Annotated in this window: 23 protein-coding genes, 4 tRNA genes and 1 pseudogene; 11 read left to right on the top strand and 17 right to left on the bottom strand. The window is 68.6% G+C overall.

Annotation, left to right across the window (positions count from 1 at the left end; translation table 11 throughout):
• Complete coding sequence (locus tag OR600_RS04645) at nt 1-1,752, bottom strand: DUF262 domain-containing protein (RefSeq protein ID WP_265590752.1); 1,752 nt, start codon at nt 1,750-1,752, stop codon at nt 1-3.
• Nucleotides 1,753-1,866: 114 nt separating this feature from the next.
• On the opposite strand from OR600_RS04645, the gene OR600_RS04640 reads away from it, so the two are divergent.
• On the top strand, nt 1,867-2,109 hold the full coding sequence (locus tag OR600_RS04640; RefSeq protein ID WP_135977429.1) for a helix-turn-helix domain-containing protein: 243 nt from the start codon (nt 1,867-1,869) through the stop codon (nt 2,107-2,109).
• Here the strand turns inward: OR600_RS04640 and OR600_RS04635 are convergent.
• Nucleotides 2,077-3,447 (bottom strand): AAA family ATPase, encoded by a 1,371-nt coding sequence (locus OR600_RS04635; protein WP_265590751.1) that lies wholly within the window; start codon nt 3,445-3,447, stop codon nt 2,077-2,079. The two genes, OR600_RS04640 and OR600_RS04635, sit on opposite strands and share 33 nt — an antisense overlap.
• Nucleotides 3,448-3,728: 281 nt before the next feature.
• Between OR600_RS04635 and OR600_RS04630 the strand changes: the two genes are divergently transcribed.
• Entirely contained in the window at nt 3,729-4,265 is a 537-nt protein-coding gene (locus OR600_RS04630; protein WP_265590750.1) for a hypothetical protein, read from the top strand.
• A gap of 113 nt (nt 4,266-4,378) precedes the next feature.
• The gene (locus OR600_RS04625) at nt 4,379-5,758 is read left to right on the top strand and encodes a WYL domain-containing protein (RefSeq protein ID WP_265590749.1); all 1,380 of its coding nucleotides are present in this window, start codon (nt 4,379-4,381) and stop codon (nt 5,756-5,758) included.
• 230 nt (nt 5,759-5,988) lie between these two features.
• Here the strand turns inward: OR600_RS04625 and OR600_RS04620 are convergent, their stop codons facing one another.
• The 3 genes from OR600_RS04620 to lepA all read right to left on the bottom strand — a co-directional run bounded on the left by OR600_RS04620 (nt 5,989) and on the right by lepA (nt 10,150).
• On the bottom strand, nt 5,989-7,206 hold the full coding sequence (locus tag OR600_RS04620) for a coproporphyrinogen-III oxidase family protein (protein ID WP_265590748.1): 1,218 nt from the start codon (nt 7,204-7,206) through the stop codon (nt 5,989-5,991).
• A gap of 85 nt (nt 7,207-7,291) precedes the next feature.
• A complete protein-coding gene (locus tag OR600_RS04615; protein ID WP_135977434.1) occupies nt 7,292-8,338 on the bottom strand; it encodes a tRNA dihydrouridine synthase in 1,047 nt (348 codons plus the stop codon).
• Nucleotides 8,339-8,341: 3 nt separating this feature from the next.
• Nucleotides 8,342-10,150 carry a translation elongation factor 4 gene (gene lepA, locus OR600_RS04610; protein WP_251173295.1) on the bottom strand — a complete coding sequence of 603 codons (1,809 nt, stop codon included), beginning with the start codon at nt 10,148-10,150 and terminating at the stop codon, nt 8,342-8,344.
• A 172-nt stretch (nt 10,151-10,322) separates the two neighbouring features.
• Between lepA and rpsT the strand changes: the two genes are divergently transcribed.
• Complete coding sequence (gene rpsT / locus OR600_RS04605) at nt 10,323-10,586, top strand: 30S ribosomal protein S20 (protein ID WP_135977436.1); 264 nt, start codon at nt 10,323-10,325, stop codon at nt 10,584-10,586.
• 277 nt (nt 10,587-10,863) lie between these two features.
• Here rpsT and OR600_RS04600 read toward each other — a convergent pair.
• The 7 genes and pseudogenes from OR600_RS04600 to OR600_RS10010 all read right to left on the bottom strand — a co-directional run.
• Nucleotides 10,864-10,938, bottom strand: a tRNA-Val gene (locus OR600_RS04600).
• 70 nt (nt 10,939-11,008) lie between these two features.
• A complete protein-coding gene (locus OR600_RS04595) occupies nt 11,009-11,428 on the bottom strand; it encodes a hypothetical protein (protein ID WP_135977437.1) in 420 nt (139 codons plus the stop codon).
• A gap of 47 nt (nt 11,429-11,475) precedes the next feature.
• On the bottom strand, nt 11,476-12,432 hold the full coding sequence (locus OR600_RS04590; protein ID WP_204407195.1) for a hypothetical protein: 957 nt from the start codon (nt 12,430-12,432) through the stop codon (nt 11,476-11,478).
• A gap of 10 nt (nt 12,433-12,442) precedes the next feature.
• Nucleotides 12,443-12,946 carry a hypothetical protein gene (locus OR600_RS04585; protein ID WP_135977439.1) on the bottom strand — a complete coding sequence of 168 codons (504 nt, stop codon included), beginning with the start codon at nt 12,944-12,946 and terminating at the stop codon, nt 12,443-12,445.
• Nucleotides 12,947-12,983: 37 nt separating this feature from the next.
• The gene (locus OR600_RS04580; RefSeq protein ID WP_265590747.1) at nt 12,984-13,703 is read right to left on the bottom strand and encodes a hypothetical protein; all 720 of its coding nucleotides are present in this window, start codon (nt 13,701-13,703) and stop codon (nt 12,984-12,986) included.
• A gap of 86 nt (nt 13,704-13,789) precedes the next feature.
• A complete protein-coding gene (locus OR600_RS10015; protein ID WP_482478766.1) occupies nt 13,790-13,960 on the bottom strand; it encodes a DUF1287 domain-containing protein in 171 nt (56 codons plus the stop codon).
• Between the two features lie 47 nt (nt 13,961-14,007).
• Nucleotides 14,008-14,211, bottom strand: a pseudogene (locus OR600_RS10010) (DUF1287 domain-containing protein); the annotation flags it as partial.
• 325 nt (nt 14,212-14,536) lie between these two features.
• Between OR600_RS10010 and OR600_RS04570 the strand changes: the two are divergent.
• Both OR600_RS04570 and OR600_RS04565 read left to right on the top strand, forming a co-directional pair.
• Nucleotides 14,537-14,612, top strand: a tRNA-Ala gene (locus OR600_RS04570).
• A gap of 44 nt (nt 14,613-14,656) precedes the next feature.
• A tRNA-Ile gene (locus OR600_RS04565) sits at nt 14,657-14,732 on the top strand.
• Between the two features lie 374 nt (nt 14,733-15,106).
• Here OR600_RS04565 and OR600_RS04560 read toward each other — a convergent pair.
• Genes OR600_RS04560 through OR600_RS04550 form a run of 3 tightly spaced genes read right to left on the bottom strand, consistent with a single transcriptional unit; the run spans nt 15,107 to nt 19,864 of the window.
• The gene (locus OR600_RS04560; protein WP_265590746.1) at nt 15,107-16,951 is read right to left on the bottom strand and encodes an ABC transporter ATP-binding protein; all 1,845 of its coding nucleotides are present in this window, start codon (nt 16,949-16,951) and stop codon (nt 15,107-15,109) included.
• Nucleotides 16,941-19,304: an ABC transporter ATP-binding protein gene (locus OR600_RS04555; protein WP_265590745.1), complete on the bottom strand. Its 2,364-nt coding sequence runs from the start codon at nt 19,302-19,304 to the stop codon at nt 16,941-16,943. The genes OR600_RS04560 and OR600_RS04555 overlap by 11 nt, the downstream gene beginning before the upstream one ends.
• Complete coding sequence (locus OR600_RS04550) at nt 19,301-19,864, bottom strand: MarR family winged helix-turn-helix transcriptional regulator (protein ID WP_168353981.1); 564 nt, start codon at nt 19,862-19,864, stop codon at nt 19,301-19,303. The genes OR600_RS04555 and OR600_RS04550 overlap by 4 nt, the downstream gene beginning before the upstream one ends.
• A gap of 190 nt (nt 19,865-20,054) precedes the next feature.
• Between OR600_RS04550 and rpmB the strand changes: the two genes are divergently transcribed.
• Nucleotides 20,055-20,252, top strand: a complete 198-nt coding sequence (gene rpmB / locus OR600_RS04545; RefSeq protein ID WP_135977496.1) for a 50S ribosomal protein L28 — start codon at nt 20,055-20,057, stop codon at nt 20,250-20,252.
• 235 nt (nt 20,253-20,487) lie between these two features.
• Here rpmB and OR600_RS04540 read toward each other — a convergent pair.
• Nucleotides 20,488-20,564, bottom strand: a tRNA-Pro gene (locus tag OR600_RS04540).
• A 155-nt stretch (nt 20,565-20,719) separates the two neighbouring features.
• Here OR600_RS04540 and OR600_RS04535 point away from each other — a divergent pair.
• On the top strand, nt 20,720-22,006 hold the full coding sequence (locus OR600_RS04535; RefSeq protein WP_251163912.1) for a Y-family DNA polymerase: 1,287 nt from the start codon (nt 20,720-20,722) through the stop codon (nt 22,004-22,006).
• Nucleotides 21,999-22,187, top strand: a complete 189-nt coding sequence (locus OR600_RS04530; RefSeq protein ID WP_135977557.1) for a hypothetical protein — start codon at nt 21,999-22,001, stop codon at nt 22,185-22,187. Before OR600_RS04535 ends, OR600_RS04530 begins: the two co-directional genes overlap by 8 nt.
• Before the next feature lie 410 nt (nt 22,188-22,597).
• Here OR600_RS04530 and OR600_RS04525 read toward each other — a convergent pair whose 3' ends face one another.
• Complete coding sequence (locus tag OR600_RS04525; RefSeq protein ID WP_135977558.1) at nt 22,598-23,170, bottom strand: cysteine hydrolase family protein; 573 nt, start codon at nt 23,168-23,170, stop codon at nt 22,598-22,600.
• Between the two features lie 104 nt (nt 23,171-23,274).
• On the opposite strand from OR600_RS04525, the gene OR600_RS04520 reads away from it, so the two are divergent.
• Both OR600_RS04520 and OR600_RS04515 read left to right on the top strand, forming a co-directional pair.
• Nucleotides 23,275-23,631 (top strand): hypothetical protein, encoded by a 357-nt coding sequence (locus tag OR600_RS04520; RefSeq protein WP_135977559.1) that lies wholly within the window; start codon nt 23,275-23,277, stop codon nt 23,629-23,631.
• 93 nt (nt 23,632-23,724) lie between these two features.
• Nucleotides 23,725-24,492, top strand: a complete 768-nt coding sequence (locus tag OR600_RS04515) for a YczE/YyaS/YitT family protein (protein WP_135977560.1) — start codon at nt 23,725-23,727, stop codon at nt 24,490-24,492.
• Nucleotides 24,493-24,502: the final 10 nt, after the last annotated feature.

The following is a 24,502-nucleotide window of genomic DNA, read 5'->3' as shown; positions in this document are numbered from 1 at the left end:
TCAGCCCTCCTCGGAATCGTCGTTGGAAAGACCCTCGGGGATGACCACGCCGGCCTGCTCCAAGAACCTCAGGAACGACCCTTCGATCTCTGCCGTGCGTTCGTCAATCTCGCGGGAGGCAAAGTCGTCGTTGCCGTCAGCAAGATCGAGGAGTTCCTGGACGGCGGTACCGGCCTTCCCTGCAGTCAGTCCGCGGTAGATGGCGCGTTTGTCGGAGAAGTCGTAGTCCGCCGCACGGATGTTGATTCTCTTCTCGAGCAGGGCCTTGTTGCCGAGGGACTCCAGCTGATCGTCAGTGATCTCGCCTGGGTGGTTCTGATGACGCTTCCTCGCGTAGATGTGCTCGACATCGAAGTCGGTTCCCAGTTCGATAGGTGCCTGGCCCGCGTTGCTCATCATTCGCCAGGCGAGAATTCCCTTGTTGATCCTCTTCCAAGGACCGAGCACTTTCAGCGCATCTCGCATCTCGTGTTCGGTAAAGCGGCCTTCAAAGGGCGAGCGGTCGATGCGGCCTGCCAGGAACCCGGCCTCCTTGTCGATCTCGCGACGCTCCCAGGTGCTCGTGGCACCGGCCACCACGGCACCGTACAGGAACGCGATGAGACGCTGGAGGTAGCTATGGAAGGCATCCTGGTCAAGACGCCCGCTGTCGTTGCGATTCATGAGGTAATAGTTAGAAACGGCGTCCTGCCAGAGCTTGTTGGGCGCGAACCTGAGTACGAAGAAATCCTTTAGCACAGGGTCGGAGAACCCTTCCCCACCCTCGTAACGATTCCAAAAATCGACGAGGTCCTCGAGGTCGCTGAGGGTTTTCTCCTCCTTAAGGATGGCGTTGCGGTCCCGGCTGAAGAAGTCTCGGACGGCGGGGCGGTTGGTCGAGCCCGCATAGCTGAGTCCACGCAGGTATCCCATGTAGAGGCGGAACAGCTCGGTCATCGGCGAGTCCTCGGCGAGCAGAGGGCCGGCAAGTTGCCGTTCAATCTCCTTCCAACGGCTGTCGAACTCCTCTGCCCTTCCCCGGCTTCGGTAGTGCTCATACATCGCGGCTTTGAAGATGTCTGAATCCGAGAGGGGAAGGCCGCGATTGTTGAGCGTCGAGAAGATGCGGAGAGCGGAGTCCCTATCCTCGGACTCGATGGGGAGCAGGATGACGTTTCTCAACAGCCGATTGACCAGGAACTTAAAATAGTCCGGGTACTTACTGACATAATCATCCGCAGCGTTTAGGAAGAAGCGGTAGTTCGCCGCATAGCGACTGGTCATGTCGTCATCCACGATGCCAGACGCGAGAATGGCACCGAGCTCCCCGAGGTCGTCATCGGACGCGACGGAGGACTGAAGTTTTGACTCCCCTGCTATGGGTTTGCCGAACTCGCCAACCTTCCATATCGCCTTTTCGATGTCGTCCCTGAGCGAGGCATTGTCCTTGTCGTTCATGTGCTCAAGCCTCGAGTAAAGAACACGCAGGAGCAGCATGAGCGTGGTCAGTCGCTGCTGACCGTCGATGACCTCGTAGAAGCCAGAATCGGCCTGCTTGAACGTTACGAGAGGACCGAGAAAATACTCGCTGTCAGCCACAAAGCCGTTCGGATCGTTGTCGGGGACAGTAAAGGAGCAGATGTCGTCCCAGAGCGTCTCGCACTCCTCGACACCCCAGGCGTAAGGACGTTGATAGCTGGGGATATGAAAGCTCGCCTTCTCGTTTCCGAGCAACTCGAGAACCGTTTTCTTGCCTGCTTGCAACTCTGCCACTGCTCTCTCCATTTCTGAGTCTAAACTGATGTCAGTTGACTGCATTGTCACTTATATCGAGGTGCCTTTCAAGCAGTGTCTCATTAAGGATGGAAGCTCTAGGGAGGGGCTTCCATGACCGACTGGGACATCCGCATGCAGACCGGGCTGCGCATCAAGGAGCTTCGCGCCGCCGCAGACCTGAGCCAGGACGACCTCGCCTACGCCATCGACATGTCCCGCTCCTACCTCGCCGAGGTGGAGACCGGCAAGCGCAACATCTCCCTCCAGAACCTCGAGCGCATCGCCCGCGGCCTCGGCATCACGCTCGACGAGTTCTTTGACTCAGGCTACTTCCGACGGGGCGCCGACGCCTAGACCGTCCCCCTCGGTCGTGCCGCCCCCCTCCCGTTCCAGCATGGCCCGCACCTCCTCGCCGTAGACGATCCCGCGGTCGTAGAGGAGCTGCGCCACCTGGCCGTGCAGGGCCCAGTGCCCCATGAGCAGGGAGCGGGCCTCGGCCATGTCCTGCTGGATCCGGTCGACGGCCGCCGCCTCGCGCCAGGCGATGCGCTCGGGCGACGGCGGCGTGCACCTCCGGTTGCGCTCTCCGATCACGTTGAGGTGCTGGACCCCGCCCACACCGTGCATCAGGCCGCCGTAGACGATGTCGGTGACCTTCTCAAGGTCGCTGTGGGGCCCCGTGGACCATGCCCCGAAGGCGACCTCCTCGGCCACGAGCCCGCCCAGACCCACCAGGACCTGCACGTCCTCGGGGGTGCGGTCGGGCGAGAAGGGCTTGTGGTCGCGCCGCACCCTCGTGAAGCCGCGCCCTCGCCGGGCGCCGGAGCCGAGGAGCACCCCGAAGCCCGAGCACCCGGGGTCGACGAGCTCCATGACCAGCAGGTGGCCGGCCTCGTGGCAGGCGCAGCGGGCACGGTCGCAGTACCGCTTGGTCTTGGCGGCCGCCTGCCAGTCCATGGGTTCCTTGCAGGGGCGCCAGGCCCTCCCCTCCCAGTGCTCGACGCACACCCGCACCACGTGCTCCGTCGTCACGACGTCGCTCCCCTCCGATGCCGCGACGACGGCCGCGGCGTTCACGCGGGCCTCGAGCTCGGCGCACGACATGGGGAACTGCGCCACAACGTCGGGGTCGATGGTGTTGGGGATGGAGTGCTCCCTCAGGTAGTGCGCGGCGATGCGGCGGGCGTCCTCGTACTCGGGACGCTCGAGGTAGATGGTGCGGTCGAAGCGTCCGGCACGCACGAGCGACGGCGGCACGGCGCGCAGGACGTTGTTGGCTGTGGCGAGCACGAAGACGCCCTTGCCTGCGTAGTCGTCGATGCAGCTCTGCACCGCCACGTACTCCGGTTCGCTGGCGCGGTTGCGGTCGCCGCTGCCGAACTTGTCCAGGTCGTCGAGGAAGATGATCGAGGGTGCCTCCTCCGCGGCCCTGACGAAGGCGTCGCGGATCTGGTCGAGGAACTCGTTGCCTGCGACGGTACGCCGCAGCGTGACGCACGGGCATCCGGCAGCCTCCACGAAGCAGCGGGCCATGAGGGTCTTGCCGAGGCCCGGCTCGCCCGCGATGAGCAGCCCGTTTGGGACGCGGGCGCCCAAACGCTCGTAGGGGCTTGGGTCTACGAGCACCGACGCGATGCGCTCGAGCTCGGAGACGACCCTCCGGTAGCCGATCACCTTGTCAAACGGGCCCATGGGTCTCCTCTCGGGGTCGGGATGATGCGGTGAAGGTTACGGCCCGCTGAAAGAGGGACTATGCCGTATGGAGGCATATCGCGGGCGGCGCGAACGCGGTCGACCTATGCCACCATCCCTCATGGCGGGCCGCAGAGGGCAGCTACGCTGGCCACAGCCCAAAACGAGGAGCGCCGGTGAACCCACCTTTCACGCCGCCGTCTTTCGGCCGAATCAAAGACCTCTTCAGACGCGCCTCCGGGAAGCCGGGGCCGGACCCAGACCTCGGCACCAGGATCGTCGTGTCGCGCATCGTGCCCAAGTCGCGGATGCGCCGGATGGAGCTCACCGAGGTACCGGGGATCCCCTCCCCCGCCGCCGCCATCGTCATGACGTCGCGCCGCAAGATCGCAGGGGTCGAGGAGGGGCCCGACTGCCTCGTGCTGGAGTTCGCGGACGTCGCCTACGAGCACCCGCAGGCCATGACGCGGGAGCAGGCAAGGGAGGCGGCAGCGTTCTTCCTCGGGCACCGGGGTCGCGGCACCATCATGGTCGCCTGCGACAACGGTCAGGCCCGCTCGGCGGCCATGGCCGCGGCCCTGCTGCGGTCCTTGGGCGAGGACGACGGCTGGATCTGGGACAACCCGCGGTTCCGCCCCAACCAGCGGGTGTTCGCCCTCATGGCGGAGGCGTTGGGCATCGAGCTCGCGGACGGCGAGGTGGAGGCCTTGGTGGCGCGCAACGAGGAGGCCTTCCACATGGCGATGGTGCGTGGGCGGGAGGGCGAAGGGGGCCAAGACCACCTGGACAAGCCGGCAAACGTCATCGACAGGATCTGACGACGGCGCAGAATGCAGCCTGAAATGTATTCCCTCATTAAAATGTCATTCAGCTTCACGGAGCACCGTGCCACAATGGGTCTCGCAGATCCAGCTGACGGTACGGAGGCGCCATGGCCGGCCATAAGAGAGAGACGCATGTCGAGGAAGACCTCGCACCGCGCAAGGCGTCGAGCCCCGAGCGCATGCTCGCGCTGTGGGACCTCCTGTGCCGTCGCACGTCCGAGGAGGACGGCGAGGGTGTGACCCTCGTGGCGAGCGCCTGGGACGAGGGCGACCTGGATGCCCCCGACGACATCCTGACGGCCCTCGAGCGCGGCTACGGGCTGCTCGTCTCCGACGCCCAGTATGACTCCGACCGCGCCCACGAGAACGCGCTCCAGCGGATCCGCCGCGACTTCGGCGCCATCAACCAGCTGTTCGCGCGTCGCGATGTCATCGCGGACCCGGGCAGAGAGCCCACCCGGACCGTCACCTCGCGCGACCGCGGCGGCAACCGCTTCACCTACCACGTGGAACGGCCCTTCTCGGCCGAGGAGGTCTTCATCCTGGCAGACGCCATCGCCCACTCGCGCCTTGCCGACGCCCGGGCCAAGGACCGCCTCATGGAAAAGGTCAAGCTGCTGCACCACGCCCCCGAGCACGGGTCCGTGGCGCCCTGCATGAGCTACCGGCCGCGCGCCGAGTCGTCGGCGGCGCTCCTCTCCACCTATCAGGCTGTGGCCCGGGCGGCGGGGCGGCTCTCGTCCGTGGGCGGCCGAAGGGACGCCACGATCGCCCCGGTGTCGCTCATCTACGGCACCCTGGGCCCCGACCTCGACCTCGTGGCCCAGCCCCGCCACGACGGTGAGATGCGTCGGCTGCTGCTGCCAGTGGCCGTGCACGAGGACCGGGGCCGCTACTACATGAGCGCCCGGTTTGTGACCGTGGAGGAGACCTGCGACGGCCCCCGCTACGTGGTGCACAACAACGGCTACCTCAACTACCGGCTCGACCGCGTCATTCCCGGCAGCGTGGAGGACTGGGCCGACGAGGGCCATCTCGGCCTGCTCCCCTACCGCCTCCTTGACCCGGCCCCGGGCAAGCGGGCCGGCCTCACCGAGCAGGAGCGCTACACCCTGGAGACGAGCTACGAGATGTATGCCACCTCGGACCCCCTCATGCTCGAGCTGGAGGCCGAGGGCTCGGTGCTCAAGGCCATCGCGGACTCCTTCGACCCCGACAGCGAGGACTCGCCTTTGGCCCGCAAGAACTCCGTGCGGGTGCTCGACGACGGGCGCACCCGCATAGAGGTCCCGGCGTCCGACGGCGCCGCCCTCATGGGAAGGCTCGCGAGCTTTGGCACAGAGGCCAAGGTCGTGGGCGACCACCGGCTCAAGGAGACATACGCGCGGTTCCTCTGCGACGCGCTGGGGGCCTACGTCGACGACCCGCAGGTGGGAGCCGAGGTGCGCGCCTGGGCGAGGGGCGTGGCCGAAGGCGGCGGCGAGTAGGGGGCACCGCCGCGGTTGCCGGCGCGCGACCGGGAGGCCGCAGGGAGCCGAAGTCGGTTGCGCGATATAAGCGCTGCAACTTAATGGAAATATGCGAGCCACCGGCGCCGGAGGCGGCTTTCATCCATAATTTTCATCGGTCTATTCATGATGGAACATTTATATCGCGCAACCCGGCACGGGACCGGCTGAAGGCCGCACTCGAGAAGGGGCATCCCCGCCCGGGGCCGTCAGTCTCCGTCCGCCAAGCCCCACAGCTCCCCGAAGACCACGTTGCCCATGAGCCAGCCGCGCTCGGTGGGCGCAAAGGCCCCCGACGGGGTCTCGGCAAGGAGCCCCTCCCCCACCAGCGTGTCCACGGCGCGGTCCACGGCCGCCGCGCCGACGGCGTCCCGGGCGCGGGCGAGCAGCCCCGGCCCCAGCCCGTCCGACGTCCGCGCCGCGAGCATGAGGTCCTCGGCGGCGGCCTCCCCGGCCGTGAGCTCCTCTACTCCAAAGGACAGCCGCGACAGGTCCCCCTCGGCCGCGGCCACCTCCCGGGCGGTCGAGTCGCAGGTGAGACGAACCCGCGCCGTGGAGGCCGCCACGGCGGGCAGCCCCGGCGCCAGGCGACGCAGGCGCCCGTAGAGCCCGCAGTCGGCCATGGACGCCGCCGCCGTGCCGAGGCCCAGGTAGGGCGTGCCGTTCCAATAGGAGAGGTTGTGTCGGCAGCGCTCGCCGGGCCGCGCGTAGCTCGCCACCTCGTAACGCGCGAAGCCCAGCCGGCCGAGGACCCGCTCGGCCGCCTCCATGGCGGCGGCCTCCTCGTCGTCCGAGGGCTCCTCCATGGACCCCTCCTCCACGGCCCGCCCGAAGACCGTACCCTCTTCGATAATGAGCGGGTAGACGCTCACGTGGCTGGCACCGGCGGCGACCGCACCCTCCACGCTGGCGGCGAGGCTTGCCGGCGTCTGGCCGGGGACGGCGGCCATGAGGTCGGCCGACAGGCGGAGCCCGCTGGCTGCCGCCTCACCCAGGGCCCGCCGGGCCGCCTCACCGTCATGGACGCGCCCGAGGGCCCGGAGCTCGTCGTCTGCCAGAGACTGCACGCCCAGGGACACCCGGGTGGCGCCGGCGTCGCGGGCGGCAGCCGCCAGGTCGGGCGAGAAGGAGTCGGGGTTGGCCTCGAACGTGAGCTCGCCCACGGACGGGACGGCACCGATCAGGAAGGAGAGGCCCTCGCCCCCCAGGAGCGACGGGGTGCCCCCGCCCACATAGGCGGTGGAGAGACCGTCGAGCAGGCCCTCCCCCGCCATGCGGCGCACCATGGCGGCGAGCGACCGGGCGTACACGGCCATGAGCGGGTCGCGGCGCCCCGTGGCCGACGAGGCGAAGTCGCAGTAGGCGCATTTGCGCACGCAGAACGGCACGTGGAGGTAGAGGGCCCGGAAGCCGGTCGCGTCCGCCATCGTCGCCCCTCTCATAATCAAGGTCTGTAGTGACAAAAGTGCCCGACCATTGGGACAAAAGTGTCCGGGTGTTGGGACAGGGGCGTCACTGCGCGGCGACCGCCTCGATGAGGGCGAGGTAGTCGGCGGCGGTGTCGCAGTGCATGGCGCGCTCTCGCCAAGAGGCGGCCTCGGGCATGCCCTTGAGGTACCAGCCGGCCAGCGACCGCGCCCGGGCGATATGCGCCCCCGTGGCCTCGAGCAGCCGCACGTGGAGGGCGAAGGCCGCCAGGCGCTCCCCGACCCCGCGCCCCGCCACGGGCTCCCCCGCCAGGACCCGCGCGGCGTCGCCGAAGATCCACGGGTCGCCGTAGGTGCCCCTCGCGCAGTAGACGGCGCAGGCGCCGGTCCCCTCCTTGAGGCGTGCGGCCGCCGCGGCGTCGAGGGCGTCGCCCGAGGCGATGACCGGCACCGAGACGGCTCGGACGACGTCGGCCACGGCCCTCGCGTCGGACTCCCCGCGGTAGAACTGGCTCGCAAACCTGCCGTGCACGGCCACGGCCGCGACACCGGCCTCCTCCAGCCGGGCGGCGAAGGCCGGCCCCACGGTCTCGCCCGGCCTGCGGCCGATGCGGATCTTGGCCGTCACGGGGACGGCGTCGCCGGCTCCCTCGCGGCAGGCCGCGACGATGGCCGCGGCGCGGTCCGGGTCGTCGAGGAGCGCCGACCCCTCGCCCTTGCGGGTGACCTTGGGCACGGGGCAGGCCATGTTCACGTCGATGGCGGCCAGCTTGCCGCCCACGCGGTCGTGCACGGTGGCGGCGGCCTCGGCGAACTGCGCGGGGTCGGAGCCAAAGAGCTGCACCACGATGTCCGGCTCCTCGGGCAGCGGGTCCACGAGGCGCCAGGTCTTCTCGTTCGCGTGGTGGAGGCCGGCCACGCTCACCATCTCGCTCACGGCGAGCGCCGCCCCGCCCGCACGGGCGAGGAGGCGGTAGGCTCCGTCGGTGACGCCGGCCATGGGGGCCATGAGGAAGGGGTTGGCGGCGAGGCGCTCGGCGAACGTCCCCTCCCGCGGGAACGGCGCGACGGCCGGGGCGAGCCCCGCCGCGGGCCCGTAGGTGGCGAGCAGCTCGCCCGGAGTGGGGGCCACGGGCTACTCGTCCACCTTGAGGATGGCGAGGAACGCCTCCTGCGGCACCTCGACGCTGCCGATGGACTTCATGCGCTTCTTGCCCTCCTTCTGCTTCTCGAGCAGCTTGCGCTTGCGGGAGATGTCACCGCCGTAGCACTTGGCGAGCACGTCCTTGCGCCGGGCCTTCACGGTGGAGCGGGCGATGATCTTGTTGCCGATGGCGCCCTGGATGGGCACCTCGAACAGCTGCCGCGGGATGATCTCCTTGAGCTTGTCGCAGAGGCCGCGGGCCAGCGTGTAGGCCTTGTCCCTGTGGACGATGAACGAGAGGGCGTCCACGTCGTCGCCGGACAGCAGGATGTCGAGCTTCACGAGGTCGCTGGGGCGGTACTCGGAGAACTCGTAGTCCAGCGAGGCGTAGCCCTTGGTGCGGCTCTTGAGCTGGTCGAAGAAGTCGAGGATGAGCTCGGCCAACGGGATGTCGAACCGCATCTCCACCGACTTGTCCGACAGGTAGTCCATGTTGGCCATGACGCCGCGGTGCTCCACGGCCAGCTGCATCACGGCGCCGGTGAACTCGGGCGGCACGATGACCTTGGCGGAGAGGTAGGGCTCCTCGATGTGGTCGATGCGCGTGACGTCGGGGAGGTCCTGGGGGCTGCGGACGTCGGTCGTCTCGCCGTCGGTGAGGTAGACGTGGTAGTCCACCGACGGGCTCGTGGCGATGAGGTCGAGGTCGAACTCGCGCTCCAGGCGCTCCTTGACCACCTCCATGTGGAGGAGGCCGAGGAAGCCCACGCGGAAGCCGAAGCCCAGGGCCACGGAGGTCTCGGGCTCCCACACGAGGGACGGGTCGTTGACGTGCAGCTTCTCCAGGGCGTCCCGGAGGTCCTCGTAGTCCTTGTTGTCCACCGGGAAGATGCCGGTGTAGACCATGGGCTTGGCCTCGCGGTAGCCGGGCAGCGCCTCAGCGCAGGGGCGGTCGCGGTACGTGAGGGTGTCGCCTACGCGCACGCTCTCGGGGTCCTTGAGGCCGGTGACCACGAAGCCCACCTCGCCCGGGCCCAGCTCGTCCACGGGCACCTCGACCGGGCGCTTCACGCCCACGCCGTCGGCCAGGAAGTCCTGGCCGGTCTGCATCATGGTGAGCTCGTCGCCCTTGGCCACGTGGCCGTCGAACACGCGGACCATGGCCACCACGCCGCGGTACTCGTCGAAGTACGAGTCGAGCACCAGCGCCTTGAGGGGCGCGCCCGCGTCGCCCTCGGGGGGCGGCACGAGGAAGACGATGGCCTCGAGCAGGTCGTGGATGCCCTCGCCGGTCTTGCCCGACACGCACACGGCGTCCTCGGCGGGGACGGCCAGCTCGTCCTCGATCTCCACCTTGACCTCGTCGGGGTGGGCGCTCGGCAGGTCGATCTTGTTGATGGCAGGCACGATCTCTAGGTCGGCGTTCATGGCCAGGTTGGCGTTGGAGACGGTCTGGGCCTCCACGCCCTGGGTGGCGTCGACCACGAGCACGGCCCCCTCGCAGGCGGCCAGGGAGCGGGAGACCTCGTAGGTGAAGTCCACGTGGCCCGGGGTGTCGATGAGGTTGAACTGGTATGTCTCACCGTCGTCGGCCGTGTACATGACCCGGACGGCGTTGGACTTGATGGTGATGCCGCGCTCGCGCTCGATGTCCATGGTGTCGAGGAGCTGCGACTCCATGTCGCGCTCCTCCACTGTGTTGGTCATCTCAAGGATGCGGTCGGATATGGTGGACTTCCCGTGGTCGATATGGGCGACGATGGAGAAGTTCCTGATGTGAGAGAGATCTGTGGTAGCCATAGGAGCCAGTCTAGCATGGGCCAGACGGCCCGGCCGGGGCGGGAGATGTGCGGACTTTTCTCCATAGTGCGCCGTAGATGCGCTGTTCCGGGCCCCCTATGCTAGTATTGCGAAGTTGCCTCACCGTGTCTCAACAAGAGGCCTCACAGTATCGCATCGAAAGGAACCGCACGTGGCTAACATCAAGTCGCAGAAGAAGCGCAACAAGACCAACGAGAAGGCCCGCATCCGCAACAAGGCCGTCCGTTCTGAGCTCAAGACCGCCATCAAGCACGTTCGCGAGGCCGTCGAAGCCGGCGACGCCGCCCTGGCCCAGGAGAAGTGCAATCACGCCTGCCGTCTTCTCGACAAGGCTGCCTCCAAGGGCATCATCCACAAGAACCAGGCCGCCGACCGCAAGTCCGGCATCCAGAAGCTGGTGAACTCCATCAACTAACACCCTTCTGGGTTCGTGTGTGGCTGTCGCTCCTACCCCACGAGGATCTGGCAGACCTTAGAGACACGGAACATCGGGCGCCTCCCGGGGATCGGTCCCCTCGGGAGGCGCCTTTTTCATGGGACGGCGCCCGTGTGGACGTGGGGTCCCATGAGCCCGGGCACTCCCGTGGGCGTGGGCGCCGGGTTTTTGCGACCACCTTTGCGACCATTTTGCGACCATTTTGCGACCAAAAGAAAACAGGCCACCGGGTTACCCCGATGACCTGCTGTTTCTCTGGTGGGCGATGCTGGGTTCGAACCAGCGACCCCATCCGTGTGAAGGATGTGCTCTACCACTGAGCCAATCGCCCGTAGGTGCGACGCTGCCGCACGGATATTTATATTAGCAGAAGCGTCTCGGCGTGCAAGGGCCAATTTGGATTACTTTTTCGACGCCTCCAGAACGCGGCGACCGAACATCCAGCCCGCGGCGCAGACGATGAGGGCGACCACCTCGAGGACGATGCTGGGTATGTCCTCCCCCAAGACCCGTCCGCCGAGGTCGTGGCCCACCACGAGGGTGTAGACGAGGCAGAACAGCTCGAAGAGCGAGAGGATAGCCGCACCCACGTTGAACCTCCCGGAGCGCGACGGGGTGTTGGCCCCCTTGACGCCTGCCATGCCGGTCCAGATGCCGAACAGGCCCTGGAAGGTGTAGCTGGCCACGAGTACGAAGCCGGCGGAGTGCCAGCCGTTGGTGGCCACCGTCACGATGCACAGGGCGTCGTAGACGAAGATCACCAGGGACCAGGCCAAAAGGATGAGGCTCATGACCTTCATGAGCTTGCGGTCGTTGGACATGGTGTCCGCTCCCTCCCCCGGCTCGCCCGGGACAGCTGTCAATGGCGTTATGCAGTGTAACCGTTTGCCGTCGGGCGATACGACGGCTTGAGCCGCGCCCGGCACCTCGCGTAGGCGCCGGCCATGAGGCCGGAGCTCACCACGGCGCAGAAGAGCTGCTCCGTGCCGTCGGGCGACCCCATGGCCCTCACCACGAGGGCCAGCACGAGCAGGGAGAGCGCGGCGACGAGCCCCGCGAAGAGCAGGCCGAGACCGACTCGCGCGTCGCGCTGGCGCTTGGCCCCGCGCACGTTGAAGACGGCGCACACGACGAAGTAGGCTCCCTCAAGAAGGAGTATGAGGCCCGTGGTGACGCCGGAGCCCATGGTGGAGACGAAACCGGGCTCGGCCATGGGGACGGACGCCACCTTGGCGAGGTAGGTCATGGCCATGACGCACTCCATGGAGCCCCAGATGACCATGAGCTGGCAATAGCCGGTGATGAACCGCGAGAGCCCCTCGGGACACGCCACGGCGTCGGAGTCGGGCTCCTCCGGTGGCGGGACGACGACGTTCTCCGTGACCACCCAGCGGAAGACGACCGTGAGCATGAGCATGAGCGCGAAGGTGGAGAAGAGCACGGGGTCCGCCTGGGTGAACGACCAGGCGACGCCGGCGAGGTAGAGGACCACGAGGGAGGCAGAGGCCCTTCCCAGCCAGCGCGGCACGCCCCTGGTAGGCGCGCGGAGGGCACGCGAGGCGAGGGCGATGCCCGTGGTGCACGCCCCTACGGCAAGGGCGAACAGGAAGATGAGGCAGGCACCCGCAGGAAGCGAGACGAGCACGACCCGGATGGGGGCCGAGAAGCCGCCGGGCCGCCCGCTCACCCACGCGGCAGCGCAGGCGAGGAGGTAGATGACGAAGCCCATGGCCGCCCCCGTGAGGACGAGGTAGGCCACGGCGGCGTTGCGCACGGCGGAGCGGGCGCGCGGGGTGTCGGCCAGGGCAGAGATCCTTCGGTTCAATCGTCCTCCCTCACGAGACAACGTACTGGGCGGTCTTGTACATGGTCACAGTGGCCGCCGGGCTGTCTCCGGCATACTGGACGGCCTCCACGGTGTGCGTGCCCTCGCTCAACCGGTCACCCGAGAGCGGGACCACCGTGCGATCCTTGGGTGTCTCCTGCACCTCCACCATGTCGCCGTCCACGTAGATGAAGAGGAAGCGCGACGTCGAGAAGAACTCCGTCACCAGGGTCACAGGGACCCCGGACCCGTCGGAGGGGGCGGACACCTGCATGGGCTTCCCGTAGGCGGAGGTGGAGTCGTCCGTGCGGATGACGAGCAGCTCGTCGGCGTCGGGCTTCCGACCGTGCCCCACCTTCCGGGTCTGACCCAGGGTTGTGGCCCCCGCGGCCTTCGCGCTCCCTGCCGTGCAGGAGGAGAGGCCCACGGGCACGCAGAGCACCGCGAGGGCGACGGCGACCGTCAAGCCCTTTATCGCGGTGGTGCGTCCTCTACCCGCCGAGTCCCGTGCCATGGTCCCTCCTAACAGGGTGAAACGTCAGGGCCGCGATCTATCCGAGGACGGTCGCGACGCAGCCTCTCAATTCGAGGTACTGACCATCGGCGACCTGCACCTCCGTGGAGCCGTCGACCGATCCGGAGGCCACGGGCTCCGACCCGGGGGCGTCTGAGTCGAGCACGGCGTAGGAGGCGGCGCCGGAGCCGTCCGAGGTGACCGCGTAGCGGGCCGCGGGGCAGTCGGTACCCACCTTGTAGATACCCGTGCCCTCGACTTCTTGCGCGTCGGTGGCGGATATGTCGTCACCCGAGGCGAACGTGGCGCCCGAAACCTCCACCTTCTGGCCGTCCGAGAGCTCGAGCCAGCACTGCGTGGTGAAGGAGGCGGCATCGCCGCCGTCCACGGAGACGGCGGCGGTCTGCCCGCCGGCCGCCAGGAACTTGTACTGCCCCGCGTCAAGGTTGGTGCCCACCGTATAGGAGCCCGACTTGTAGATCATGGTGGCGCCCTTCTTGGCCACGGCCGGGGCGTCGGTGCCCTGCACGCGGGGGGCCTGGGAGCCGGGACCGAGACGCCAGAAGACGCTCAGGACGAAAAGCACCGCCACGACGGCCACGAACGCGGTGGCAGCCTTCTTGGACACCTTGGGGAACAGCCTGCGGTCCCCCTGCCGGGCGCGGATGCGCCTCTCGCGGGCCTTTGCCTCCTTGGCCTCGCGCTTCTGCCTGCGCCGGTCGGCGGGGGTGGGGGATCGGTCGTTCTTGTCGGCCACGGGAGAGGTCCTTTCCGGTCGTCCTGGGTGCGTGCCAGCAACATCCCATGGTAGCCACCCTTCCGGCCCCGTTAGGCCGGGCGACTTCAGAGCCTGAAATGCCCCACAAGGTCGGGGCGGGAGGCCAGGACGTCCTCCTCGAAGGAGCGCCGCAGCGGGCCCTCGTGGTGGATGAGGTAGGGCACGCCGTCCCCGTCGCGGACATCGGAGACGACCGCCACGTGGTCGGAGAACACGGCGATGTCCCCGCACGCCACGCGGCGGCGTCGTAGGGGTCGAGCGTCAGCGAGGCAGCATGGATCCCCAGGTAGACGGCGACGTTCCTCACGCGCCGGTAGTCGATGGCCCGGTCCGGCTCCCCCACGCCATAGGCCCCGGGGGCGGCGCGGATGTCCTCGTCCACGAGGGACTGCAAGTCCCACCCGGCGCCCTTGAGGGGCGGCGAGGAGGTCGGTGCACACGCCCCGGCTGTCCGCGGGAGGGCCGCCCTCGTAGTAGGCGCTCCCATAGCGGGGGCGCATGGCCGTGTAGGCGCGGGCCGACACGATGATGTCCTCGGGGTCGGGCACACCGTCGCCGTCCCGGTAACCTGCGGACCCGTCGCCTTCGACGAAGTCGGATTCGGGCAGCCCGTGGGCGGGGGGTCGGGTCCGGACAGAGCGCGAGGGGCCAGAGCACCCAGACGGCAACGGCGACCACGGCGGCGCACAGGGCGACGATGGCCCGCGTCTTGCCTGGTGAGAGGGGATGTTTTGACATCGTGGCCCAATCGACGAAAAAAAGTGCTTGCGGAGGCCTCGGCTTCTGCTATAGTTATCGACGCACCAACCCACGGGGATATAGCTCAGCTGGGAGAGCGCATGACTGGCAGTCATGAGGTCAGGGGTTCGATCCCCCTTATCTCCACCACATGATACAGGGCGGCGGCCTCGGTCGCCGCCCTTTTCTGTATCGGGCCTATAGCATAACGGTCAATGCAGAGGACTCATAATCCTTGGAGTGTAGGTTCGAATCCTACTGGGCCCACCAACCTCCAACTGTGCGAACCCCCTCGCCCGGCACGTCTGAGCAGGGGGTTCGCTGTGTCTCGCCGACGGGTTCGGACCGTGGGCCCCGGGGCCTCTCCGGCCCGTCGAAACGCCTTCGATGAGCGGCTCTCCGGTGAAAGCCGGTGGATGCGCGGCCCACCCGCGGCGAGAGGCCCCCGATGCGCGTTCTGAACCCGAAACCGCGCATCGGGGGCGCTTTGCCGGGGACAAACCGCGCACTCGCCCGCCCTCGCCGGACGGTCGCGCACCCAGGGCCTCTCGCCGCGGGCTACGCCCTCCTCGCCGTGGGGCAGGGCGCATCCGAGGGCCTTCGCCGCAGGCCGCACCCCCCCCCTCGCCGCAGGTCATGCCTCCTTAGTCGCATCCCTCGAACTGCGAGTTGTAGAGCCTGGCGTAGACGCCGTCCTTCGCGAGGAGCTCCCTGTGGGTGCCCTGCTCCACCACGTCGCCGTGCTCCATCACCAGGATGTTGTCGGCGTTGCGGATGGTCGAGAGCCGGTGGGCCACCACAAAGCTCGTGCGGCCGGCCATGAGCCGGTCCATGGCCTCCTGGATGAGCACCTCGGTCCGCGTGTCCACGTTGGAGGTGGCCTCGTCGAGGATGAGGATGGGCCTGTCGGCGAGCACGGCCCGCGCGATGGTCACCAGCTGGCGCTGGCCCTGGGAGAGGTTGGTGCCCTCCTCGTTGACCATGAAGTCGTAGCCGCCGTCCAAGGTGTTGACGAAGTGGTCGCACCGGGCGACGCGCGCGGCCTCCTCCACCTCCTCGTCGGTGGCGTCGAGCCGGCCGAACCGAATGTTCTCGCGGACGGTGCCCTTGAAGAGCCAGGAGTCCTGCAGCACCATGGCGAAGTTCCCGCGGAGGTCGGGGCGCGACCAGCGCCTCACGTCGAGGCCGTCGACCCGGACCCTTCCCCCGTCGACATCGTAGAAGCGCAGCATGAGCTTCATGAGCGTGGACTTGCCGGCACCGGTGGGGCCCACGATGGCCACGGTCTGGCCGGGGTCCGCCGAGAAGGACAGGCCGCGGATCACGGGCTCGTCGGCCTTGTAGCCGAAGACCACGTCGTCGAAGGCCACCGAGCCGTCGCGCGACGCGGGACGCTCGGGGTGCTCAGGCTCGGACTCCACGGGGGCGTCGAGGAACTCGAAGACGCGCTCGGCGGCCGCGGCCATGGACTGCAGCATGTTGCCGACGTTGGCCAGCTGCGAGATGGGCTGGGTGAAGTTGCGGACGTACTGCATGAAGGCCTGGATGTCGCCGATGGAGATGGTGCCGGCCGCGGCGAGGCCCGCGCCCACGACCACGACGCCCACGTAGCCCATGTTGGACACCAGGTTCATGAGGGGCTGCATGAGGCCGGAGAGGAACTGGCTGCGCCAGGCGCTGTCGTAGAGGCCCTCGTTGGCGGCGTCGAACTCCTCCACGGACGCCTGCCGACGGCTGAAGGCCTGGATGACCATCTGACCGGCGAAGTCCTCCTCGACGATGCCGTTGACCGCGCCGAGGGTGCGCTGCTGCTGCACGAAGTAGCGCTGGGAGAAGTGGACCACCACGAGGACCACCACGAGGGCGAGGGGCAGGCAGAGGAACGTCACGCCGGCCATGACCGGCGAGATGGAGACCATCATGGCGGCGACGCCCACGACCTGGGTGACCGAGGTCACCATCTGGGACAGCGACTGGTTGAGCGAGGCGCCCAGCGTGTCCACGTCGTTGGTGATGCGGGAGAGCACGTCGCCCTTGGAGTGGTCGTCGAAGTAGCCGAGGGGCACCTGGGAGATGCGCTCGGCGATGTCGGAGCGCAGGCGGTAGCAGACCTTCTGCGAGACGCCGGTGAGGAGGATTCCCTGCACGGCGGAGCAGCCGGCGGAGGCCAAGTAGAGGCCCAGCAGGAAGAGGGCCGTGCGGCCGATCCAGGCAAAGTCGATGCCGCCGGTGCCACCGACCTTGGCCACGAGGCCCTCGAAGAGCTTCGTCGTGATCCGGCCGAGGACGTCGGGGCCCACGACGTTGAAGGCCACGGACGCGACGGCGAAGAGCAGGGCGAGCACGAGCGCGGCGATGTGGGGCCGGGCGTAGGACACGAGCCGGCGCAGGGTGCCGCCCAGGTCCTTTGCCTTCTCGCCGGAGCCGCGGTGGCGGCCGGGGCCTCCCATGGGGCCGCGGGCCATGGCGGGGGCACGGTTATCGGCCATTGTCGGCCACCTCCTCGGGGTCGTCGTGGGTGGGGGCGTCGTCGTCCACCAGGCCGTTGGCGCGGGCCTCGGTGAGGTCGAGCTCCTCGTCGGAGAGCTGGCTGCGCGCTATCTCCAGGTAGGTGGGGCAGGCGGCGAGCAGCTCCTCGTGGGTTCCGCGGCCCACGAGGGTGCCGCGGTCGAGGACGAGGATCTCGTCGGCGTGCATGATCGTGGCCACACGCTGGGCCACGACGACCACCGCGGCCCCGCGCACCTGGGACGCCAGCGCGTCGCGCAGACGGGCGTCGGTGGCGTAGTCGAGCGCCGAGAAGGAGTCGTCGAACACGAGGACCTCGGGCCTGCGGGCCAGGGCGCGGGCGATGGAGAGGCGCTGGCGCTGGCCGCCCGAAACCGAGGTGCCGCCCTGGGCCACGGGTGTGTCGATGCCCTCGGGCAGCTGGTCCACGAACTCGGCCGACTGCGACACCTCGAGTGCCCAGCGGAGGTCCTCGTCGGTGGCGTCGGGCGCGCCGAAGAGCAGGTTGCTGCGGATGGTGCCGGAGAACAGCAGGCCCTGCTGCGGCACGTAGCCGATGCGGCCGCGCAGGTCGTCGAGGGCCATGTCGCGCACGTCCACGCCGTCGAGCGACACGGTGCCCTCGGTGGCGTCGAAGAACCGCGGCACGAGCTTCACGAGCGTGGTCTTGCCCGAGCCCGTGGAGCCGATGATGGCCGTGGTGCGGCCGGGCTGCGTCCTGAAGCTGACGGAGGCCACCACGGGGTCGGCGGCGTCGGGGTAGCGGAAGGTGACGTCGTCGAAGACGAGCTCGCCGACGGGCGCCCCATCGGGCACGGGGACGGGGTCTGCCGGGTCCGCGACCAGGGGCTCGCAGTCGAGCACCTCGTCGATGCGCACGGCCGAGACCTCGGCGCGCGGCAGCATGACGGCCACCATGGCGAGGATCATGAACGCCATGACGATCTGCACGCTGTAGGAGATGAACGCCATCATGGTGCCCACCTGCATGGTGCCGTCGTCCACGGCGAAGCCGCCGAACCAGACGATGGAGAGGGCCATGAGGTTCATGAGCAGCATGATCGCCGGCATGAGCAGGCTCATGGAGCGGTTGGTGAACAGCTGGGTCTCCTTGAGCTCGGTGTTGGCCTCGTCGAAGCGCTCGAGCTCGTAGGCCTCGCGGCCGAACGCACGCACCGGCATGAGGCCGTCGAGCATGTTGCGCGACACCAGGTTGAGGCGGTCCACCAGCGACTGCATACGGCGGAACCTGGGCATGGTGAGGCCCATGAGCACGCCGACGACGGCCAGCAGCACGAGGAGCGCCACGGCGATGATCCACTCGAGGCCGCTCCTGGTGGCGCACACCTGGATGAAGGCGACGATGCCCATGATGGGCGCCAGGAGGATCATGCGGAGCATCATGACCACGACCATCTGCACCTGCTGCACGTCGTTGGTACAACGGGTGATGAGCGACGACGGCGAGAAGCGGTCGACGTCGTAGGGCGCGAGGTCCATGACCTTGGAGAAGAGCCGGTGGCGCAGGTCGCGGGCCACGGACGCGGCGGTGCGGCTGGCGATGAGGCCCACGGCCACAGTGGTGGCGAGGGTCGCCGCGCAGAGTCCGAACATCACGAGCGCGGTGCGGGCGAGGTAGTCGGAGCGCACCCAGTCGAGGTCCACGCCCTGCGACCCGTAGACGGAGCGCACGTAGTCCACGGCGCGCTGGGACGTCATGGACCCGGCCATGGCGTCCATGGCGTCCGACATGGCGTCGGCGGCGTCCACGAGCTGCGCGCGGTCCACGAGGCCCGCGTCGTAGAGCGCGCGGACCACGTCCAAGGTGAGCCTGCCGTCGGAGGCGGCGAGCACCCGCTGCACGGCGGCGAGCCTCTCGCGACCCTGGGGCGTGGCGGCGAGCTTGGCTGCCTGGGGCGACGACCCCATGTCGGAGAAGGACGCCGCGCCCTCCATCTTGGAGGGGTCGATGCCCTGCCCCAGCGAGAGGGCCACGCACTCGGGGAGCGCCATGGCCTCCCCTACCTCGCCGTCGTCGGCCGCCTGGGCCTCCGTGCCGGTGTAGGTGCGGATGCCGTCGGCGTCGGGCTCGCCGTAGACGCTCTCCACGAGGGCGGCGTGGGGCTCGGGCATGAACATCTCGAGATTGGCGAGGTCCCGCTCGGAGATGGTGCGGGGCACGGGGCCCTCGATGCCGCCCTGCTGCACGCCGACGTCGATGATGTCGCTCATATAGCCGGGCAGCGCCAGCTCCAGGTTGGCCTGGACCACGAGGAGCGTGATGCAGAGCGCCACGGCGAGGCCGTGGCCCTTGAGGAACCGGAACACCCTCATGACCCGCACCTCCCCTGCCACTGGGACTGCTGCCGGTGGGCCTGCTGCCATTGAGCGCCCCCGAGCACGGCGACGATGCGCCCGAGTATGCGCACGAGCTCGCGGGAGTCCTCCTCGCCGAGGGCGTTGAGGAGGTCGGCCGTGTGCCGGGCGAGCGCCTCGTTCATGAGGGCGTCGACCTCGCGGCCCTTCTCGGTGAGACGCACCTCCACGCGGCGGCGGTCGCCTGCGGAGGGGCCGCGCTCCACGAGGCCCTCCCGCTCGAGGGCCGAGAGGATGTTGGAGACCCGCGCCGGGGTCAGGCCGAGCTGACGGGCAAAGAGCGACGGGCTGGCGCAGCCGCCCTCGTCGGACAGCACTCCGAGAAGGCCGATGCACCCGCGGCCAGCGTCCTCGAGGCGCAGGCCGTGGCCGTCGAGGTGCGCCAGCGGCGGCCTCACGAGCCGCCTCGCGGCGAACGCCTCCTCCAGGAACCGGCCCGCGAGCTCGCGTATCACCTCGGGGACCGGCTCGCCGGGCGGCGTGGCGCAGGTACCATGGGGTTCCTCCATGGGCTCCATGGCTCTCCTTTCTGCGGAAAACATTTTCTAGCAGAAATTATTTGTCCCATGGGACCGCCGGTCAAGGAGGAGGAGATGAAGAAACGCACAGACCGTGTACGTTCGTTGCACGTCCGGGGGCCTGTGCTATATTTGGACAGCTGTTGCATGTAGGCGTGCGCAATGGCGCCCGCGTAATGGAGGAAAACAAATGTCGAAGGTCTGCGAAATCTGCGGTAAGCACCCGGTTGCTGGTCACTCCATCAGCCACTCCCACCGCGTCACCAATCGTAAGTTCCGCCCCAACATCCAGCGCGTCACCGTCTTCAAGAACGGTCACAAGCGCAAGATGAACGTCTGCACCCGCTGCCTCAAGAAGGGCAACCTCGCCCGCTCTGCCGCCCAGTAAGGCGCGAGACATCTACGCGGCGTCGCACGCGATCGGCGACTCGGACCCCCTGGCTCCACGGAACCAGGGGGTCTTTTCCTGTCGACAGGGTGGGCGACAAGCGTCGCCGCCCCACCCCGGGACGGCGGCGCTCCCGTGCGTGTGGGCGCCGGGATTTTGCCCCCGGTTTTTGCGACCACCTTTGCGACCAAAAGAAAACAGGCCACCGGGTTACCCCGATGACCTGAGATTTCACTGGTCGGGTGGACTGGATTCGAACCAGCGACCCCTTGACCCCCAGTCAAGTGCGCTACCAAACTGCGCCACCACCCGTTCTTGCTGCCCGCGGGCAACAGAGAGAACTCTACCACCCTGCCGGGGGCCGTGCAAGCGAAATCGCCAGGTTTCTCGGACATCGGCCGACGGTGCCCCGTCCCCATTTCAGAACATCTGTTCTATACTGGGAAGCCGGGAGCGAGGAGGAGCCCATGGACCAGTCTGCCAGAACCTACGCGTGCATAGACCTCAAGAGCTTCTACGCGTCGGTGGAGTGCGCCGACCGCGGCCTCGACCCCATGTCAACGCGCCTCGTGGTGGCGGACCCCTCCCGTAGCCGGGGCACCATCTGCCTCGCGGTCTCCCCTGCCCTGCGGGCCCTCGGCATGCCGTCGCGCTGCCGCCTCTTCCAGGTGCCGGCGGCCCTCCACCCCGTCGTGGCCCCGCCGCGCATGGCGCTCTACATGGAGACCGCGGCGGACATCTACGGCATCTACCTGCGCCACATCGCACCGGAGGACATGCACGTCTACTCCGTGGACGAGGTCTTCCTCGACCTCACCCAGTACCTCCCCTACTACGGCGTGAGCGCCCGCGAGCTCGTGCGCGGCCTCATGGACGAGGTGCGGCGCGAGAAGGGCGTCTACGCCACGGCCGGCATAGGCCCCAACCTCTTCGTGGCCAAGGCCGCCCTGGACGTGGAGGCCAAGCACGACCCCGACTGCATCGCCGAGCTCGACGAGGAGTCGTTCCGCCAGCGTCTGTGGTTCCACCGCCCCATCACCGACATCTGGGGTATAGGCCCCAACATCGCCCGGCGGCTGGCCGCACGGGACATCCACGACCTCGCCGGCATCTGCGCCGCCCCGGAAGCGGACCTCTACGGGGAGTTCGGCCGGAACGCCGAGTACCTCATCGACCACGCCTGGGGCCAGGAGCCTGTCACCATGGCCCAGATCAAGGCCCACGTCCCTAGGTCGCGCTCCCTCTGCACGGGTCAGGTGCTGCCGCGCCCCTACTCGTTCGCCGAGACGCGGACGGTCCTCCGCGAGATGGCGGGCGACCTCGCCCTGGACCTCGTGGAGAAGGAGCTCTCCTGCGGCAGCCTCTCCCTCTCCGTGGGCTACCAGGAGCCCCGTGGGCGCGCGCCGTCCCGCCGCGGCCGCCCGGGGTCTCGGGCTTCCACGTCGCGCCGGCTGGCGGCGCCGGTCTGCACGCCGGAGTCGCTGGTGCCGCTCGTCCTGGAGCTCCACGGCGCCGTCGCGGACCCGGGGCGCGCCGTGCGGCGGCTGTCGCTGTCGGCGGGGCACCTCCGGTGCCTCGGGGAGGCCCAGCTGCGGCTGCCCCTCGAGGAGGGAGGGGCGACCATGGAGCTCTCCCGCACGGTCAACGCCATCCGTCGGCGCTTCGGGGCCAGCGCCGTGGTGCCGGGCGCGTCGCTGCGCGGCGAGGCCACGGGACGCGAGCGGCACTGCCAGATAGGGGGCCACCATGCCTGAGGGTGACGACCGCCGCCGGGCGCTTGTCGCGCGCATCGCGGCCAAGGCGGCCGCCGCCCCCCACGTGGCCCGCGACCATGCCGACCGTGCGTCGCAGTTCCTGCCCTTCGCCGCTCTGACGGGCTACGAGGAGGCCCTGCGGGAGCGGGAGCGCCAGAGCCCTCGGGAGCCGCCGGGCTGACGGCACGGGCCCATCCGGGCGCCGGGCCGGGGCGCCTCGTCGGCACAAAAAAGAGGCCTTCGCCTCGGCGAAGGCCTCAAAGCATCGGGATGCTCATGGATTATCACCTGATGGGGGACGAAAGTTTACTGCTCCTCGATGAGCGCGCGGACGTTCTCGCGGTAGAGCTCGGGGACCTCGGAAAGACGGGTGATGTTGCCTCGGATCATGTCGGCCCAATACCTAACCATACGACCTCCTCTGTCGTGACTTCGGGCTGCCGCTCTCGGCGCCCCTTCATGCGGCTGAACGGTTTACAAAGCGCACCGTTCCCGCGTTGGGAGAAGTATAGCCACCGTCCCTCATTTTTAGACCATGGAGGCACATATATGTCAGTCCCGCCGCCGCCTTGCCGCGGCGCTCCCGCAAGGCTACGCCGGGATGTCGCCCGCGAGGCGCTCCCTGAACTCGTCGAGGGACACGACGTCCGAGCCGTAGCAGCGCCTGAAGTACTCCAGTGCGCCGGCCTCGGAGCCCACGAGGGTGCTGCGGCAGGCGTCGGCCACCACGAGGGAGTCGTAACCCAGGAAGTAGGCGTCGGCGAGGGTGTGGAGCACGCAGATGTTGCTGTCGAACCCGATGGCAACCACGCGGTCGCAACCGAGCTCGCGCAGGGTGAGGTCGAGGTCGGTCTGGAAGAAGCCGGAGTAGCGGCGCTTCTCGATGACGAGGTCGCGGTCGCAGGGCCCGAGGCACGCCGCCGGCCGGGCGCCCGCGGAGCCCGCGATGCCGTGCTCGCCCCAGAGCTCCAGCTCTCGGTCGAGGCCCGGCACGTGGGCGTCGTCGAGGAAGATCACGGGGATGCCGCAGGCGCGGCACGCCCCCACGACCTCTGTGCAGGCGGAGGCGAAGGCGTCGAGGGCGGGGTCGGCCTCGCGGCCCTCCACGGTGGCCTCGAGCACGTCGACGACGAGCAGGGCGGTCTTTCCCGGTTCCACAAGCATGGGGGCTCCTCGGACGAAGGTGTCTTTAAGCTATGATAGCCCAGCGTCCCGGCGGCCCTCACCGCCCGCGCGCCCGAGAAGCACCCCGCCCGAAGGAAGGTCCCATGGGTCGCGTCCTGCTCGCCTGCCTCGTCCCGCTCCTGCTCGCCTGCCTGGCGTTCGCCCTGGCCTTCACCGGTGCTGCCGCCCAGGTGGGCGCCGCGGCCACCGCGCTGCTCGTGGCGGCCGGCGGTCTGTTCGCCGCCGCCTGCTTCAAGGCCATCGGCGCCGCCATCCACGGGAGCTTCGCCAGGACCCTCGAGGGCCGCGGCGAGCCCATGCCCGTCTCCCCCGAGGAGGTGACCCGCTCCCGCAGGGTCGCCGTGGCCCTCTCGGCCGCAGGTGCCGCCTGCCTCACCGCGGCGTTCGCCGTGGCCGGCCCCGTGCTTGGGCGCATCCTCATGGGCATTCTCAGCCTCTAGGCGGACCCGCCCCGTCCGCCGGCCGGGTCCTTGAAAGCCCGTCGGCCCCCACGGTTATATAGACACCGGTGGGAACGGACGACGGGAGGCGCTATGGGGGACGGAGGAACGGACGCGAGAAGACCGGGCAAGGGCGTGTTCGCCCGTGTGGTCCTCATGGTCGTGGGCGTGCTCCTCGTGGGCATGGCGGTGGCCCTCTCCAAGCACGCCCTCACAGGCACCACGCCCATCTCCGTGATTCCGGCCGTCGTCTACGACCTGCTGCGCGACAACGGCGTCGCCACCGTCACCCTGGGCATGTGCTCATTTGCCATGAACGCCGCCTGCCTCGTGGTGGAGCTCGTCCTCCTGCGCAGGCGCTTCCCCGTGGCCCAGCTGCTCCAGGTCCCCGTGGTACTCCTCATGTCGGCCTCGGTGGACATGTGGATGCTGCTCTTCGAGGCCATCCCCAACGACGTCTACCCCGTCCAGCTGCTCTGCACGGCGGTCTCCGTAGCCGTGCTCGCCCTGGGCGTCTACCTGCAGACCACGGCCGACGTCCTCATGACGCCGGGCGACGCCCTCGTGTCGGTGATCACGCGCCTCACGGGCCGCACCTACCACAAGGTGAAGGTAGCCTTCGACGTGGTGCTCGTGGCCACCGGCGCCGTGCTCTCCCTGCTGTTCTTCGCGGAGCTGCGAGACGTCCGCGAGGGCACCGTGCTGGCGGCCGTGGGCACCGGCATGGTGGTTGCTTTCTGGGCGAGGGTCCTCGCCCCCGTCATGCGCCGGGTGCCCAAGGACCCTGTGCCTGGCATCCCCGCCGTGGTTCCCGAGGACCTCGACCGGAGCCTGGACGAGAACGACGACCGCGGCATGTGACGCCACGGCG

This window comes from Granulimonas faecalis, from assembly GCF_022834715.1.
GTDB classification, from domain to species: domain Bacteria; phylum Actinomycetota; class Coriobacteriia; order Coriobacteriales; family Atopobiaceae; genus Granulimonas; species Granulimonas faecalis.
Note: the sequence above shows the minus strand (reverse complement) of the source record. Positions and strands in the feature narration are given on the sequence as shown.